The sequence below is a fragment of the Croceicoccus mobilis genome (assembly GCF_001661965.1).
Lineage (GTDB): Bacteria > Pseudomonadota > Alphaproteobacteria > Sphingomonadales > Sphingomonadaceae > Croceicoccus > Croceicoccus mobilis.
The window spans coordinates 38,924-55,047 of record NZ_LYWZ01000026.1 but is presented as its reverse complement, the minus strand read 5'-3'; the positions used below and the strand labels follow the sequence as shown (position 1 = coordinate 55,047).

Below are 16,124 nucleotides of genomic sequence, written 5' to 3'. Positions count from 1 at the left end.
TCAAAGCCCAATATGTGGAACACGCCTGAACGTCTGTTCCACATGGGGTCGCGATCGGTCGCAATCGGGCCGGATCCCGCACAAAACCGCGACATCATGACGCTTGACGCGTCATGAAAAACGGGCCCGCGCGGCTGATGCCGGCGGGCCCTGAAAATTTTGTATCAGCTTCGGCGGCCAGCGCCGCGTCGCCCAGTTACCGGTCCGAGTTGCCGGGCCTAATTGCCGGGGCGGTAACCCAGCGCTTCGCTGATCTGGTCGGCAGTCTCGACGACGGAGGCACGAAGCTCGTCGATATCCCGGTCGGCAAGGTAGAAGGCGGCGCTGGCGATCGAGATCGCGACACAGATCTTGCCAAAGGAATCTCGTACCGGCGCGGCAATGGACCGGACGCCATCGCCCAGCTCGCTGTCATGGATAAGCGAACCCGCTTCCTTGGCCTCGCGCATCTGGGCGATGAAACGCTTGAGCGCGGCAGCGGTTGCCGTCTCGCCGCGCGCCGCGCGGTAAAGCCGCTCCCACTCCTCCTCGCTCTCGTCCAGCAGCAAGGTCTTGCCCAGACCCGTTTCCGCCACCGGGCGACGATCGCCCGGCGCGGTCGCCACGCGCAGCCGCTGCGTGCCGGTGACGCGTTCGAGATGGCGTGAAAAATCGCCCTCGCGCTTGGCCAGAAACACGCAGATCCCGGTGTGTTCCGACAGGGTCTCCATGAACGGCCGCGCCACGCGGACATAGTCAATCTGCTCGGTCGCAAGCCGGCCGAGATGGAGGAGCTTTGGCCCCAGGGCCAGCCCCTCTGGCGTGACGGCGAGATAATTGCGCGAGCGCAGCGCCTGCACCAGCCGATGCGCGGTCGTCTTGCTAACGCCCAGCCTGCGGGCAAGGTCGGTGGTGCGGATCGGCCCGTCGATGACGGCATCGAGGATGTCGAGCGCCCGCATCAGCGTCTGCGCGCCCTTTACCTCAAGATCGGGATTCACGTCCCGGTCGGCCACGTTTTGCATGTCTATCCTCCTCTCCCCCGGCCCGTTCACCCCGACCTTGACCGTCGGCGCAGCCTCGAGCCCCCCCCAATTTGACCGCTTGCAACTCTGCCAGTCCGTAAAGGACGAGCCCGCCGTGGCAGAATTATGGCCCCGCCGCCGTGTCAAACCGCGGATATGAAATCGCGATATGTCCGATGGCTATAAGGGGAGTTTTCCAATTCCGCCACTGAAAGGCTTGACTTGATGTTCCCAGATGGTGAACTTTATCACCATAATATGGAAATCATAGCGATTTCGCTTTCTCATGGGAGATGATATGGCCCTGGCGTCCATGACACGTCGATCGATGCTGGCTTCCTCGGCACTGGCAGGTTCGGCAGCGGCATTGCCGGGCCTTGCGCAGGCAGCCTCCCCCGCCCCATCGACCGGATTGCATAAGGGCTCCGGCCCAGACGTCGCATGGCTCGACCCTGCGCCGCCCGCCGCGCATGAAGGGCAGGCATGGGGACAACCTTGGCCGCGCGGGACGAAATACGACAAGTCGGGATATCACCTTTCGGGCAAGGACGGAAAGATCCCGCTTCAGACATGGCCGCTGGCATGGTGGCCGGACGGTTCGATCAAGTGGACCGGCCACGCCACTGCCGCCGATGCCGCGCTGGCAGATGGCTTCGCTGTCAAGCCGGGCGCCGCCAAAGGAGCGCCCTCGCTCAAGCTCGCCGATGGATCCACGGCGATCACCGTCACCAATGGCGCGACGGTGTGGTCCATCGCCAAATCGGGCACGAATTTCCTGCGCGCGACCAGCGCCGACGGGCGCACCGTGCTGGAAGACGTGCATTTCCACGCGACCGATCAGGACAAGCCCGGCGACGACGGCACCGGCCCGGTCGAGGCCGCGCCGAAACTGATCCGATCGACCGGCACGATCACCGGGGCCGAGATCGAGCAGACCGGCCCGATCCGCGCGGTCGTGAAACTGTTTGGCAAATTCACCGGCGAAGGGGGCGACTGGATGCCCTTTTCCATGCGCCTGTATTTCCACGCGGGCAGCGCCAGCGTGCGGATCGTGCATTCGCAGATCTTCGACGGCGATCCGGCGAAACGCTTCATCCGCGGGCTTGGCCTGTCGGGCCATGTGCCGATGCGCGATGAACTGCATGACCGCCATGTCCGCTTTGGCGGCGAGGATGGCGGCCTGTGGGGAGAGGCGGTGCGCCCCCTCACCGGCCTGCGCCGCGATCCGGGCGAGACTTTCCGCGCCGCGCAGGTCGCCGGCATGCCCACCCCGCCCCTGTCCGAAATGTCGGAGCGGGTGCGGCCCAATCTGCAGTTCATCCCGGCCTGGGGCGATTTCCGTCTGCGCCAGCCCAATGCCGACGGGTTCTCGATCATCAAGCGCACGGCACCCGGCTTCGGCTGGATCGATGTCGACACCGCCGGCCGCGCGCCGGGCCTTGGCTATGTCGGCGGGACCACCGGCGGCGTCGCATTCGGCATGCATGATTTCTGGCAGCGTTGCCCGACTGGCCTCGACATCAATGATGCCGCGTCGGACAAGGCCGGTTTCACGGTCTGGTACCATGCCCCCGATGCGCCCGCGATGGATCTGCGTTTCTATCACGACGTGATGGGGATGGAGGATTACGTCGACCAGAACCGCGGGCTCGACGTGACCTATGAAGATTATGAGCCCGGCTGGGGCGATGCATCCGGCATTGCGCGCACGATGGAATTTCGCCTGTGGGCCCTGCCCGCCACGCCTTCGCGCGACCGGCTGGCGCAGATGTCGGCGACGATGGAGACCCCTGCCCGCCTGACCGCCAATACGATGCGCGTGTATGAAGCGGACATGTTCGGCCCGTGGAGCCCGCCCGCCGCCGACGGCAATCCGCTGCGTGAGAAGATCGAGGCGCGGCTGAAGCGCGAACTCGATTTCTATGTGGGCCAGGTCGACCAGCGGCGCTGGTACGGGTTCTGGAACTATGGCGATGTCATGCACAGCTATGACAATGACCGCCATGTCTGGCGCTATGACATCGGCGGCTTTGCCTGGGACAATTCCGAACTGTCGAGCGATCTGTGGCTGTGGACCAGCTATCTGCGCACCGGCCGCGCCGATGTGTTCCGCATGGCCGAGGCGATGACCCGCCACACCGGCGAGGTCGATGTCTATCACACCGGCCGGTTCAAGGGGCTGGGCACGCGCCACGGGGTGCAGCACTGGGCCGATAGTTCGAAACAGCCACGCATTTCCAATGCCGCCTATCGCCGCTTCTACTTCTACCTCGCCGCCGATGAACGTTGCGGCGATCTGATGCGCGATCTCAACGACAGCGCCAAGGCGCTCTCCACCGTGATCATCGAGCGCAAGGTCAATGCGCGTGAAGGCGATAATCGCATGACCGGCAGCATCGGGGCGGGCAATGGCCTGCCCGAAGGCCAGGTGATGATGGGCTTTGGCACCAGTTGGGGATCGCTGCTCGCCGCATGGCTGACAGAGTGGGAGCGCACCCGGTCCGAATGGGCGAAATCCATGATCGTCAACGGGATGAAGAGCATTGCGGGCCTTAAATACGGCTGGCTCGCGGGCGGTGCGCCCTTTGATCTCAAGACCGGGCGCTTCTTGGGCGCGGGCGATGAAATTTCGATCAGCCATTTGTCGGGCGTTTTCGGCGTGTTCGAGATCACGGCGGAACTGCTCACCCTGCTCGACGTGCCCGAATATGAAGAGGCCTGGCTGGATTACTGCGCGGTCTATAATCTCACCGCCGAGAAATACACGCTGCCTGGCGGCGCGCCGGGCGCGGCGGGACGCGGGCTGCGGCAGGCACACTCGCGCTTTACCGCCTATGCAGGCGTCATGCGCGACGATCCCGAACTCAAACGCCGCGCATGGGCCGAATTCTTCGGACCCGGCGACCGGACAGACCGCGACCAATATGCCGAAGGGCATCGCGTCACCGGCGATGCGGTGCTGAGGCCCGTGGACGAGATCATCGAGATCTCGACCAATGATGCATCGCAATGGGGCCTGACCGCGATCGAGAACCTGACCCTGATCGGGGATGTGCTGCGTCCATGACCCTTTCTTCCCGCTTTAGCCTTGCCCCCCGGGCTTTCCTGCCGGTCGCATTGCTGCTGGCAGGCTGCGCGTCGACCATCCCTCCGGTCGACGTGCTCCCGGTGGAAAAGGGCCTGCCCGGCTGGACGGTGGAAGCCGAAGCGGGCGAGGATGCCACGGTGCGCGCGCTGGATGGCGACATCATCGATATCGACACACCCAAGGGGCTCTCGCTGTGGTGGAACCAGCCGGTCGAAGGGCCGGTCAGGATCAGCTTTGAAGCCAGGGCAGTCAGCGAGGGCGGCCCCAATGACGAGGTCAGCGACGTCAACGCCTTCTGGATGGCGACCGATCCGTCAGCACCCGACAGTTCGCCCCTGTTCTATGGGCGCAGCGGGGCCTTTGCGACCTATGACACGATGAAGACCTATTATGTCGGGATCGGCGGCAACCGGAACACGACGACGCGGATGCGCCGCTATGTCGGGGAAACGGGCAATCGCCCGCTGCTGCCCGAAAACGACCGCGCCGATGCGGATGTGATGCTAAAGCCCAATATTTGGACCAGCGTGACGCTGACCGCCAATGGCAAGACCGTCGCCGTCGATTACGGCGGCAAGCGGATCTTCACCATGCAGGACGACGATCCCTATAAAATGGGATGGTTCGCGCTGCGCACGACGAAAAGCCATTTGCAGATCCGCAACGTGCGGATCACCCCGATTGCCGAGTAAACGTTAGACGCTGGTCATCGGCAGCCCGTGTCGGGGCGCGAAATGGCTGAAACGGCTGAGCCAGAGCAGCGCATCGCCATCGTCGGTCAACATGGGCGCGCCGTGCCCGCCCTCTTCGATGATGAACAGCTCCGACGGGACCTGCGCCGCCTTCAGCCCCTGGAACATGGCGATCGAATTGCCGACGGGGACGACTTCGTCATCGGCGGCCTGCCCCAGCATGATCGGCGGGCAATCGGCGGGAATATTGCGTTCCAGCGAATAGCGCTGCTCCAGCTCTGCCGAAGGGTTTTCGCCCAACAGTTCGGTGCGCGACTGGGCATGCGCCAGCGGCGCCATCATCGACACCACCGGGAACAGCATGGCCGACACCTTGGGCCGCGCGCTCAACCCATCGGCGGCATCGACCGCGTCATAGGTCTTGTCGCCCGATCGGGTGGACAGCATGCCGCACAGATGCCCGCCTGCGGAAAAACCCATCGCACCGACGTTTTCGGCATCATAGCCGTAATGCGATGCCCATGACCGGATCAGCCGCATCGCGCGCTGCGCATCCTGCAAGGGCGTATCGGGGCCAGCCGCCCAGCCGTCATGCGCAAGCCGGTAGCGCAGGGTGAAAGTCGTCACGCCCAGCGATGCGAACCAGAGCGCGATGGGCATGGATTTGCGCCCCACGGCGACGCGGGCATAGCCGCCGCCCGGGATCAGAAGCATCGCCGCGCCCGATGGATTGGGCGATGGCGTCACGGTCATCACCGGATCCGCGACATGGGGCCATGCGATGTCATCCGGTCCGCCGCCCTTGTTGCGGTTGACGAATTCGTCCTGCACCCCGCCATCGGGCATGCCCGGCGCGGCGCCCGGCCACAGCCGCACGATACCGCCATCGCCGCCCGGCGGCAGCACTTCGGCCTGTGCGGAAAAGGCGCCAAGCCCGCCCCCCATAGCCAGCCCCGCACCGGTCAGTGCCCCTGCCCGTGCCATCGCGTTCAGCATGCCCCGCCTATCAAAACCGGGCCTATCAAAACCGGGCCCATCAAAAACGGGCCGGTCGAGTTTGGACCTGTCCATCGCCATTCGTCCCTTATTCCGCTTTCGCCAGTTCGGCGGCGTAGACCTGTTCTTCGCCTTCCATGTTTGAACGGAAGATGATCCATTTGCCGTCGGGCGTGAAAGTGATGTTCGGCTCCAGCTTGTAGTCATGGCCGCGCATGTCGACGATCTTTTCGGCAGCGAAGGTGCCCGGGCTGATCAAATCGGCCGCATTGGCGGCATGAATGCCCGCGACATCGGGCACGTCCTGCGGCGTGAAGAGATAGAGATATTTGCCGTCCGGCGCATGGGCGACCATTTCGCTATCGCCGCCATCGCCCGAAAAGCGCGTCATGTCGGGCGACTGGTAGTAATGTACCGACCATTCGTTGCGCTCGACATGGTACCATTTGCGCTTGCCGGTCGCGATCTCATAGCCCGCCAGCCAGAAATCCTCTCCGCGCGGGGTCTGGAGATCGTACCAGATCCACTTGCCGTCGGGGCTGAAGAATTCATGGCCCGCGATCTCCATGTTCATGGTGCGGGTGTGGATTTTCGTGTTCTGGCTGCCATCGGTGCGCACGGTCCAGATACGGTCGACCTTATGCCAGGGCCCTTCATGGCAATACATGATGAGATTGGGGTCGGTGGGCGAGAACTGGACATGGTTCAGCCAGTCGGTCGAGGCGACGACCACTTTCCTCTCGCCGGTTTTGGTGTCGAGCGTGAAGATCTCCATCGGGATCTTCGCTTCCAGCCGCTGGTCAAGGCGCACTTCCTTCGCCTCGGCATAGGTCAGTGGCTTGCCGTCGGGGCCCAGCGCGGCATAGGCGGGGTCGCCATGCTTCTGCATTTCGCCGCCCGGCTGCAGCGGGGGATTGCGCTCCGCCCACTGGCCCAGCAGCAGCGTTTCATCGGCATTGATCGAACCGATCGAACCGGATTCGATGCTCGCGATCTTGCGGATCTTCCCCGTGTCGACGTTCACGCCGTAAACGCTCGTGCCCTCCTCGCCATAGGGCTTTGAGAAATAGGCCGTGCGCGTCTTGCGCCCGGTGAAAAGCAGCTTCGCATCCTTGTCGTTGACGAGGGGGGCGACCTTCCAGTCCTTCAGCCGGATCGTCGCGATGCCAGCAGGCGTGGTGATGACCATCATGTCGCCCTGCGGGGTATAGCTGTTCTGATGGAAATAGAGCGACTGGCTGCCCGCCTGATCGGTAATGCGCACGATGCGGTGGCCGGTCAGCTCATCGACCCAGCTCTTGGGGTGGGCCATCTGCTGCGCCGTCGCGGCGGCTGCGTCGCGGGCATTGGCACTATCGGCGACAACAAATGCCGGGGCGGTCAGCGCCATGGCTGCGATGCCTGCCAGGAAACTCTTCAAGCGTTCTCTCCTGTCCACGGGCGCCGATTTGAATCGAACCCGGTGTTTCACTTTATGGTTTAATGTTTTATCATATGGACCATAAGGTCAAGGCATCTCGTTCCACGATGAATGGGCACATCGGGATGACCGACAGCAGAGAGGCTTCAGGGTGACATGCCAATTTTCGCCGCCGTCACGGCCATGTCGATAGCGTGCAGCGCGCCCGGCGCCATCCACGCCGATCTTTCCGAAATCCTCCCGACCGCGCTGCCAGCCTATGGAGTGAACGGCCAAGGGATTGAGCCGGGCGGTTCGGACACGGGCTTCGCCTATTCCTTCGCCGTGCCGGAAGGGACATGGCGCGTAACCGTGAGGCTGGGGAGCAAGAGCGCCGCGGGCGACACCACGATCAAGGCCGAAAGCCGCCGCCTGATGGCGCGTTCCATCACGACCCGCGCAGGGCAATATCGCGATGTCTCCTTTCTGGTGCCCGTACGAACGCCCGCGCTTGCCCCGGTGCCTGAAAACGCGCCGGGCGGCCATGCCGTGCTGGTCGATACGGCAGAAGCGGAAACGCGCGACTGGGACGACAGGCTGACACTGGAATTCCTGGGCCGGCCGGCGGTGGCAGAGATCTGCGTCGAACCGGCAGGGGAAGATGTGCCGACCATTTACCTTGCCGGGGATTCGACGGTCGCGGACCAGCCCGCCGAGCCTGCCGCCAGCTGGGGGCAGATGCTGCCCGCATTGTTCGACGAGCGCATTGCCGTTGCCAATCATGCGAAATCGGGCGGCACGCTCAAAAGCTTCATCGCCGAGCTGCGGCTTGCCAAGATAACCGAAACGCTGAAGCCCGGCGATTACCTGCTGATCCAGTTCGGACATAATGACCAAAAGGCGAACTGGCCGCAGACCCATGCCGATGCCCGCTTCGCCTATCCAGCCTATCTGCGCGCCCTGATCGCGGAAGCGCGGGCACGCGGGGCGCATCCGGTTCTCGTCACCTCGCCTGAGCGGCGCTTTTTCGACGATGGCCGCATCCGCGACACGCTGGCAGGCTATCCCGACGCTATGCGAAAGGTCGCGCAGGCCGAAGGCGTGCCGCTCGTCGATCTCAACCGCGACAGCATCGCCATTTACGAAGCACTTGGCGAACAGCGCGCGGCTTTGGCCTTCAACGATGGCGGGCGCGACAGGACGCATCACGATAATTACGGCGCATGGCTGATGGCCAATGCGGTGGCGGCAGGGCTTGTCAAAGCGGTGCCCGCACTTGCCCCGCATCTGACCGCAGCCCCGTTCGACCCCGAACATCCGCCCCTGCCCGGCACGGTCGCCATCGCGCCGAGCCTGCTGCACAATTCGGCCCGGCCGCAAGGGTATTGACGCGCATGACCATTCCTTCGGAAATCACCCTCCCCTTCGCGGGCCATGCCGCGCAAGTCTTCGATGTGCGCGATCATGGCGCGCGCGGCGATGGCACGACCATCGACAGCGGCGCGATAAACATGGCAATCGCCAGCGCCGCCGCTGCGGGCGCAGGCGCCGTCATCGTGCCTGCGGGGCGTTATCTGTGCTTTTCGATCCGGCTCGCCAGCCATGTCACGCTGGTGCTGGCAAAGGGCGCGGTGATCGAGGCGGCGGACCCCGCGATCCATCCGGGCAGCTATGACCTGCCCGAAGACAATGGCGAACAGCTCTATCAGGATTTCGGCCACAGCCACTGGCACAACAGCCTGATCTGGGCCGAGGATCTGGAACAGGCGGCGATCGTCGGTCCCGGCATGATCGTCGGCACCGGGCTGACGCGCGACGGGCCCGGTGCGCGCTGGAAACAGCAGACCGGCGAAAGGCCTCTGTCCATGGCCGGCATGAGCGAGTCCGAAATCGCCGAGCTGGAGCCCGAAGCCGCCGCGATGCAGGGCAAGGGCAACAAGGCCATCGCGCTGAAGCGCGGGCGCGATATCGTCCTGTCGGGCTTCACCATGGCCATGGGCGGCCATTTCGCGATCCTTGCCACCGGCACGCGAAAGCTCACCATCTCGCATCTTGCCATCGATACCGACCGCGACGGGATCGACCTTGATTGCGTGGCCGATGTGGTGGTCGAACATTGCCGGGTGAACAGCCCCAATGACGACGCCATCGTCCTCAAGAGCAGCCTTGCGCTGGGCCGCGCCATCCCAAGCGAAGATGTCGTCATCCGCCATTGCCTTGTGTCGGGTTTCGACATGGGCACGATGCTCGACGGCAGCTTTGGCCGCACGCAGCAATGCGCGCCCGACCGCGACCGGGTGACGGGCCGCATCAAGCTCGGCACCGAAAGCAATGGCGGATATCGCCGCATCACGATCGAGGACTGCCGGTTCGAACGCAGCCGGGGCGTGGCGCTGGAAACGGTCGACGGCGGCATCATGGAGGATGTGACCGTTCGCCGCATCACCATGCGCGAAGTGACCACCGCCCCGTTGTTCGCGATGGTCGGCGACCGCCGCCGCGGCCCCGACGGAACCGGCATAGGCCGCGTGCGCCGCATCACCTTCGAGGACATCGAGGCGAGCGGCATCGATCATCGCTTTCCGGTGATGCTTTCGGGCCTCGCCGACAGTCCGCTGGAAGACATTGTGCTGCGCAACATCCTGCTGCAATACGAAGGCGGCGGAACCGCCGCCGATGCGCGGCGCATGGTCCCTGAAATCCGCGATGCCTACCCCGAACCCAGCATGCTGGGCGTGCTGCCCGCATGGGCTCTCTGGGCGAGGCACGTATGCGGCCTCAGGGTCGAGAATTTTACTGCGCGGACATTCAGCGATGAACGAACCGACATCATCCTCGATCAATGCGAAGACGTGGTCATAAAAGATGCCGACTGCCGGCTCGGGGGAAACGTCGCACCGTAAGCCGCATCACCATCCACGCAAAGGGTCGATAACCGGCTCAAAATCCACAAAGACAGCATGAAGAGACAAATTCCATGGGCGCAAATCCGATACTGGGCGTGATCTTCCACTGGCTGGGCGGCTTTGCCTCGGCCAGTTTCTACGTCCCCTACAAACGCATCAAGTACTGGTCATGGGAGATCTTCTGGCTTTTCGGTGGCCTGTTTTCCTGGGCGATCGCCCCCTGGTTCTTTGCCGCATGGAGGACGAACGACCTTTTGGGCGTGCTGGCCGCCACACCGACCAGCACGCTGGGGTGGTGCTATTTCTGGGGTCTGCTCTGGGGCTTTGGCGGGCTAACCTTTGGGCTGACCATGCGCTATCTCGGCCTTTCGCTCGGCATGGCGGTGATCATGGGGCTGACCACTGTCGTGGGAACATTGGGGCCGCCAATCTTCCGCGGGACCCTGGTCGATATCGCGTCACGCACCAGCGGGCAGATCACGCTGTTCGCCATCCTGATCACCCTTGTCGGCATCATCGTGGTGGCCCGCGCGGGCCATGCCAAGGATGCGGAGCTGGGCGATAGCGCCAGCGAGGGCGTTGCCGAATTCGACCTTAAAAAGGGTCTCATCATCGCGGTCTTCTCGGGCGTGCTGTCGGGCTGCTTTGCATGGGGCCTCGACGCCGGTGAACCCATCCGCCAGCTAACCCTGGCCGCCGGCACCGATCCGCTCAGCCAGGGCCTCCCCGTGCTGTGCGTCGTGCTGGCAGGCGGGCTGACGACCAATGCGATCTGGTGCGCCATACTGATTCATCGCAACAATAGCTTCGGTCAGTTCTTTGGTGCGGGCACCGACGATTCTGCCGGGGCGCGGGTGCCGCTTCTGGCGAATTACCTGCTGGCCGCGCTGGGCGGCACGCTCTGGTATTTCCAGTTCTTCTTCTACACGATGGGCGAAAGCCAGATGGGCCGCTTCAGCTTCTCTTCGTGGACGCTGCACATGGCCTCGATCATCCTGTTTTCCACGCTGTGGGGTTTCGCGCTCAAGGAATGGAAGGGCGCCAGCACCCGTACGCGGCGCATGGTCTGGCTCGGCATCGCTTTGCTGGTCGGGGCGACGATCGTGATCGGCATTGGCAACATGCTCGACAGCACGACGGTCACCGGACATTGAGCGCGACGTTCCCACCCCGTTCGGCCCGTTCGATCGGAATGAACTGACCCGCCAGTTCCTCGCGGTGCGTCTTGCCCGCCATGAGGCATATCTGCGGCGCATCGGTCCCTGCATCGATAGCGCCGCAGAAATGTGCCGCCCGGGCACTACTCTTCGAAGAGGGTATACGCCAAGACCGGCGCGCGCGGACAGATCGACCTGGTCCGCGACATATCGACAGGCATCAGGCGCTGGCTTGATAAGAGGCTTGATCAGGGGCTTGACCGGGGCCTTGATCGAGAGGGCCGATCAGGGGGGGCTGATCAACCCACCAGCATCAGCGCCAGCAGGAAAATCGCCAGCGCGCCCGCACTGGCTGCACAGAGCATGCCCATCGGGCAGGTTTTGAATCCGGCATCGCCACGTTCCACGCATCCGACTCCCATTTTATTTTTTGCCAGAATAGCTTTTCGGGAAACCGCTGACAAGCATATGGGTTGCGGTCTTGACTGGACCGAAAGCTCGGCTAGCTCCATCCGCGCCCCCCACTCTAACCGTGAGAATTCGACCCCATGAACGGCAATGAACCGGCCAATCCGCCGAGCGAAATCGCTCAGGATCCGGCCGGAGAGGAAAGAGCCCCGGAAAAGAAGTCCCTTTCGAAGCGGACAAAGACCATTCTTGCCGTCGTGGCTATCGTGGTGCTGGTGGGAGCGGCGGCATGGTACATGCGCTACAAGAGCTACGGCCAGTACATGCAGGAAACGAACGACGCGCAGATCCGGGCGGACCTTTCGGTCATCTCGCCAAAGATCGACGGTTTCGTCGATGCCGTGCTGGTCAGCGAGAACGAAGACGTGAAAAAGGGTCAGGTCCTCGTCCGCATCAACCCCACCGATTACCGCAGCCAGACCGGGCAGGCACAGGCGCAGATCGCACAGGCCGAGGCTGCCGCCGACAATGCGCGTTCGGCCATTGGCGTGCAGCGCGCCCAGATCGCGCAGGCAGAGGCGCAGCTGGCTGCCGCCAGGACCCAGGCCGCGCATGACGCCGAAGAAGTCGCCCGCTATCGCCCGCTGGTCGAGATGGGCGCAGAAACCCGCGAAAAGCTGAACGGCCTGCAATCGCAGGCGCGCCAATCCGCCGACCGGGTGCGCCAGCTGACCGCCGCTTTGGCCGCGCAGCGCCGACAGGTTTCAGGGATGCAGGCCCAGGTGAGAGAGGCGCAGGCCCGCGGCCAGCAGGCGCGCGCGCAACTGAACGCGGCGCAGCAAGACCTGTCCTCCACCGAATTGAAGGCGCCAGTCGCAGGCCGCATCGGCGACAAGACCGTGACCGCCGGGCAATATGTCCAGCCCGGCACCCGCCTGATGAGCGTGGTGCCTTTGCAGGATCTTTATATCACCGCCAATTTCAAGGAAACGCAGCTCGCCCTGATGCGCCCCGGCCAGCCGGTGGAGATCGAGGTCGACGCCCTGCCCGGCGTTACCATCGACGGCCATGTCGCCAGCATATCGCCTGCGACGGGTGCGCAATTCTCTCTGCTGCCACCCGAAAACGCGACGGGCAATTTCACGAAAATCGTGCAGCGCGTGCCAGTTCGCATCGCATTGGACGCCGCCCCCGATGCGCGCAAGCTGCTGGTGCCCGGCATGTCGGTCACCGTCACTGTCGACACCCGCGGAGCAGACGGCGAGCTTGAGCAGATTCAGGAACAACAGGACGCGATGGGTGCCGCAAACTGATCATGGCTAGCGCCGCGACACCGGACGAAACGGGCGGTCTGGAAACCGCCCCTCCCCCCACGCGGGCGGAGCCAAAGGCGAGCATCACCGACTGGCTCGCCGTGATCGCGGGCACGCTGGGCGCATTGATGGCGACGCTCGACATCTCCATCGTCAATTCCGCGCTTCCCACCATCCAGGGCGAAATCGGCGCTTCGGGGACCGAGGGCGCATGGGTCGCCACCGCCTATCTGGTGGCGGAAATCATCGTCATCCCGCTTGCCGCATGGCTTACGCGGGTGTTCGGCCTGCGCACTTTCCTGCTGATCGCGGTCACGACCTTTACCGGCTTTTCGATCGTCTGCGGCATTGCAACCTCGCTTTCGACCATGGTGATCGGGCGGATCGGGCAAGGCTTTACCGGCGGCGCGCTGATCCCGATCGCACAGACCATCATCGCCCTGCGCCTGCCGCGCAGGCAGCAGCCGGTCGGCATTGCGCTGTTCGGCGTGGTCGTCATCCTCGGCCCGCTGCTCGGCCCGCTGCTGGGCGGATGGCTGACGGAGAATATCAGCTGGCACTATGCGTTCTTCATCAATGTCCCCGTATCGGGCGTGCTGCTGATCCTGCTGCTGACCGGTCTGCCGCATGAAAAGGCCAATCTGGGCCTGCTCGGTCGCGCCGACTGGATCGGGATCCTCGGCCTTGCGATGACGCTGGGTGCGCTGACCGTGCTTCTTGAAGAAGGCGCGCGCGAAGAATGGTTTGCGAGCGAGCTGATCCAGCTGATGGCGCTGATCGTCGTGGTCGGGGCCTGTCTGTTATTTTATGGGCAGGCGACTGCGCGCGAACCGGTCATCAAGCTCAAACTGCTGCTCGACCGGCAATTCGGGGCGGTGGCGATCATGGGGATCACCATCGGCATGGTGCTTTACGGCACCTCCTATGCGATCCCGCAATTCCTGGCCGCGATTGCCGATTACAACGCACTGCAGGCGGGCAAGGTGGTGCTGCTATCGGGCATTCCCTCGATCATGCTCATGCCTTTCGTGCCCTTGATGATCCGCAATATCGACATTCGCGTTGCGGTCGGGGCGGGCATGGTGATGATGGGACTGTCGGCCTATTTCGATGCGGAGCTGACCATCAATTCGACCGGCGGCGCCTTTACCGTGTCGCAGCTGCTGCGCGGGGCGGGCACGATCATGGCGATGATGTTCCTCAGCCAGGCGACCGTCGCATCGGTTCCGCCAGAGGATGCGGGCGACGCGTCGGGGCTGTTCAACGCCTTTCGCAATCTGGGCGGCAGTTTCGCATTGGCGGGCATTTCGATCCTGCAGCAGAACCGGCTGTGGCTGCACCAGCGCCGGATCGAGGAATCGCTCAACGCCAATGGCATGGAGGTCCAGTCCTATGTCGCCCAGCTTTCGCACCAGTTCGGCAATGCCGCCACCGGCATGCGGGTGCTGGGCCAGCAGATTTACGGACAGGCGCTGGTCATGACCTATAACGACATATTTTTCGCACTGACGGTCGCGGTCGCGCTGGCCACACCGCTGGTGCTGCTGCTGCGTCCGCTGCCGCAGGACGGTTCACAAGAAATGGCGATGCATTGATGCGAATTTTTGCCCCCCTCACCTGCCTTGCGGCGCTGGCCGCCTGCACCGTCGGCCCCGATTACGACGGCCCGCCCAAGGTCGCGGGTGGCGCGGTGGAACGCGGCAGCTTTGTGCGCGGCGGTGACATCGCGGATGCGGGCCGACCGGAATTGATGGAATGGTGGAGCGCGCTGGGCGATCCGGTGCTGAACGGCCTGATTGACGACGCGCTGGCGAACAGCCCCGACATTGCCGCCGCCGAAGCAAAGATCGCCCAGGCCCGCGCCAAGATCGGCGGAGCACGCGCGGCGCTGTTTCCCTCACTGTCGGCCAGCGCGCTTTATGCGCATGCCGAATTGCCGGGCAGCGGCATCGGGCAGTCGAGCGAGGCGGATGGTTCTTCGGCCGGCACCAGCACGCTGAATTTCTACAATGTCGGGGCCAATGCCTCGTGGAATCCGGACCTGTTCGGCGGCTCTCGCCGCAAGCTGGAAGCCGCGAGAGCCGATTACCAGAAAAGCGGCTTCGATCTGGCCGATGCGCAGGTGCAGCTTACCGCGCAGGTCGCGCAGAACTATGTGAACCTGCGCGATGCGCAGGCGCGCGATGCGCTTAATGCGCGCTCGATCGACCTCATGAGAAAATCGCTGGTGCTGACGCAGGCGCGTTACGATGCAGGCACGGCGACAAGACTGGAGGTCGACCGGATGGAAGGCGATCTGCGCACCATGATCGCGCAGGCCGCCCCGCTGGAGGCGCAGATCGCGGCCTATCTCGACGCGCTGGCGGTGCTGACGGGCCGGGTTCCGGGCGAACTGGACGCGGTGCTGGAACAGCCTTCTCCCGTGCCGCTGCCCCCGGCGAACGTATCGGTCGGCGATCCCGCCGCGCTGATCGCGCGCAGGCCCGATATTCGCGCCGCCGAACGCGCGCTGGCATCGGCCAATGCGAATATCGGCGTGAACAAGGCCAGCCTGTTCCCGCAGATCAGCTTTACCGGCATCCTTGGCCTTGGCGGCACCGATCCGGGCGACGTGCTCGATCCCGGCAATCTCAGCACGATCGCGCTGCCCATGCTCAGCTGGTCGATCCTCGATTTCGGGGCCGGACAGGCGCGGGTGCGCGGGGCGGAGGCGCAGGCGGATCAGGCGCGTGCGCAATATCGCGGGACCGTGCTGGAAGCGCTGCAAAAAGCCGAAGACAGCCTCGCCCGCTTTGGCGCGACGCGCAAGCAGCTCGCGGCGTTTCTGCTGGCCGAACGCGCGGCGCAGGATGCCGGCACGCTGAACGCCGCGCGATACAAGGCCGGAACCGCCACGCTGATCGACCAGTATGGCGCAGAACGGCAGGCGATTGCCGCCGCCATTTCTACCGAAAAGGCTCGCACCCAGCTTGCCGTCGATTACATCTCGGTGATGATGGAGCTGGGTCTGGGCTGGGACGGGGAAGACCCGGGAGAAAGCTAACCCGCGCGGATTTTCGAATGGGCAGCAATTATCCTGCCATCATCAGGCTGTGGGGAGCCAGATCGTCGCTGTGGGCGTGATCCTCGCCCTCCAGCCCTTCGTGCGCGGCGAACTCATG

Annotated in this window: 11 protein-coding genes; 8 read left to right on the top strand and 3 right to left on the bottom strand. The window is 64.1% G+C overall.

Annotated features, from left to right (window positions below; translation table 11 throughout):
- Positions 1-218 precede the first annotated feature (218 nt).
- Positions 219-1,004 carry an IclR family transcriptional regulator gene (locus A9D13_RS16295; protein WP_066776022.1) on the bottom strand — a complete coding sequence of 262 codons (786 nt, stop codon included), beginning with the start codon at positions 1,002-1,004 and terminating at the stop codon, positions 219-221.
- Between the two features lie 313 nt (positions 1,005-1,317).
- Here A9D13_RS16295 and A9D13_RS16290 point away from each other — a divergent pair, with 313 nt between their 5' ends.
- A complete protein-coding gene (locus A9D13_RS16290; protein ID WP_229665570.1) occupies positions 1,318-4,071 on the top strand; it encodes an exo-rhamnogalacturonan lyase family protein in 2,754 nt (917 codons plus the stop codon).
- On the top strand, positions 4,068-4,784 hold the full coding sequence (locus tag A9D13_RS16285; protein WP_066776018.1) for a DUF6250 domain-containing protein: 717 nt from the start codon (positions 4,068-4,070) through the stop codon (positions 4,782-4,784). Before A9D13_RS16290 ends, A9D13_RS16285 begins: the two co-directional genes overlap by 4 nt.
- Before the next feature lie 3 nt (positions 4,785-4,787).
- On the opposite strand, the gene A9D13_RS16280 is transcribed toward A9D13_RS16285, so the two are convergent.
- Both A9D13_RS16280 and A9D13_RS16275 read right to left on the bottom strand, forming a co-directional pair.
- On the bottom strand, positions 4,788-5,780 hold the full coding sequence (locus A9D13_RS16280; RefSeq protein ID WP_066776015.1) for an alpha/beta hydrolase: 993 nt from the start codon (positions 5,778-5,780) through the stop codon (positions 4,788-4,790).
- An 88-nt stretch (positions 5,781-5,868) separates the two neighbouring features.
- Entirely contained in the window at positions 5,869-7,170 is a 1,302-nt protein-coding gene (locus A9D13_RS16275) for an oligogalacturonate lyase family protein (RefSeq protein ID WP_172808209.1), read from the bottom strand.
- Between the two features lie 186 nt (positions 7,171-7,356).
- Here A9D13_RS16275 and A9D13_RS16270 point away from each other — a divergent pair, with 186 nt between their 5' ends.
- The 6 genes from A9D13_RS16270 to A9D13_RS16245 all read left to right on the top strand — a co-directional run bounded on the left by A9D13_RS16270 (position 7,357) and on the right by A9D13_RS16245 (position 16,006).
- Positions 7,357-8,568 (top strand): rhamnogalacturonan acetylesterase, encoded by a 1,212-nt coding sequence (locus A9D13_RS16270; protein WP_066776013.1) that lies wholly within the window; start codon positions 7,357-7,359, stop codon positions 8,566-8,568.
- Positions 8,569-8,573: 5 nt separating this feature from the next.
- Positions 8,574-10,082, top strand: a complete 1,509-nt coding sequence (locus A9D13_RS16265; RefSeq protein ID WP_066776012.1) for a rhamnogalacturonidase — start codon at positions 8,574-8,576, stop codon at positions 10,080-10,082.
- A 74-nt stretch (positions 10,083-10,156) separates the two neighbouring features.
- Entirely contained in the window at positions 10,157-11,239 is a 1,083-nt protein-coding gene (gene rhaT, locus A9D13_RS16260; protein ID WP_066776009.1) for an L-rhamnose/proton symporter RhaT, read from the top strand.
- Positions 11,240-11,790: 551 nt separating this feature from the next.
- Complete coding sequence (locus A9D13_RS16255) at positions 11,791-12,963, top strand: HlyD family secretion protein (protein WP_066776005.1); 1,173 nt, start codon at positions 11,791-11,793, stop codon at positions 12,961-12,963.
- 2 nt (positions 12,964-12,965) lie between these two features.
- A complete protein-coding gene (locus A9D13_RS16250; RefSeq protein WP_066776002.1) occupies positions 12,966-14,558 on the top strand; it encodes a DHA2 family efflux MFS transporter permease subunit in 1,593 nt (530 codons plus the stop codon).
- A complete protein-coding gene (locus A9D13_RS16245) occupies positions 14,558-16,006 on the top strand; it encodes an efflux transporter outer membrane subunit (RefSeq protein WP_066775998.1) in 1,449 nt (482 codons plus the stop codon). Before A9D13_RS16250 ends, A9D13_RS16245 begins: the two co-directional genes overlap by 1 nt.
- Positions 16,007-16,124: the final 118 nt, after the last annotated feature.

Bases quoted from the DNA above. Each gene is read 5' to 3' on its own strand.
- A9D13_RS16265 (WP_066776012.1), top strand. From the start codon at position 8,574: ATGACCATTCCTTCGGAAATCACCCTCCCCTTCGCGGGCCATGCCGCG.
- A9D13_RS16245 (WP_066775998.1), top strand. From the start codon at position 14,558: ATGCGAATTTTTGCCCCCCTCACCTGCCTTGCGGCGCTGGCCGCCTGC.
- rhaT (WP_066776009.1), top strand. From the start codon at position 10,157: ATGGGCGCAAATCCGATACTGGGCGTGATCTTCCACTGGCTGGGCGGC.
- A9D13_RS16270 (WP_066776013.1), top strand. From the start codon at position 7,357: ATGCCAATTTTCGCCGCCGTCACGGCCATGTCGATAGCGTGCAGCGCG.
- A9D13_RS16280 (WP_066776015.1), bottom strand. From the start codon at position 5,780: ATGCTGAACGCGATGGCACGGGCAGGGGCACTGACCGGTGCGGGGCTG.
- A9D13_RS16275 (WP_172808209.1), bottom strand. From the start codon at position 7,170: ATGGCGCTGACCGCCCCGGCATTTGTTGTCGCCGATAGTGCCAATGCC.
- A9D13_RS16295 (WP_066776022.1), bottom strand. From the start codon at position 1,004: ATGCAAAACGTGGCCGACCGGGACGTGAATCCCGATCTTGAGGTAAAG.
- A9D13_RS16290 (WP_229665570.1), top strand. From the start codon at position 1,318: ATGACACGTCGATCGATGCTGGCTTCCTCGGCACTGGCAGGTTCGGCA.
- A9D13_RS16285 (WP_066776018.1), top strand. From the start codon at position 4,068: ATGACCCTTTCTTCCCGCTTTAGCCTTGCCCCCCGGGCTTTCCTGCCG.
- A9D13_RS16255 (WP_066776005.1), top strand. From the start codon at position 11,791: ATGAACGGCAATGAACCGGCCAATCCGCCGAGCGAAATCGCTCAGGAT.
- A9D13_RS16250 (WP_066776002.1), top strand. From the start codon at position 12,966: ATGGCTAGCGCCGCGACACCGGACGAAACGGGCGGTCTGGAAACCGCC.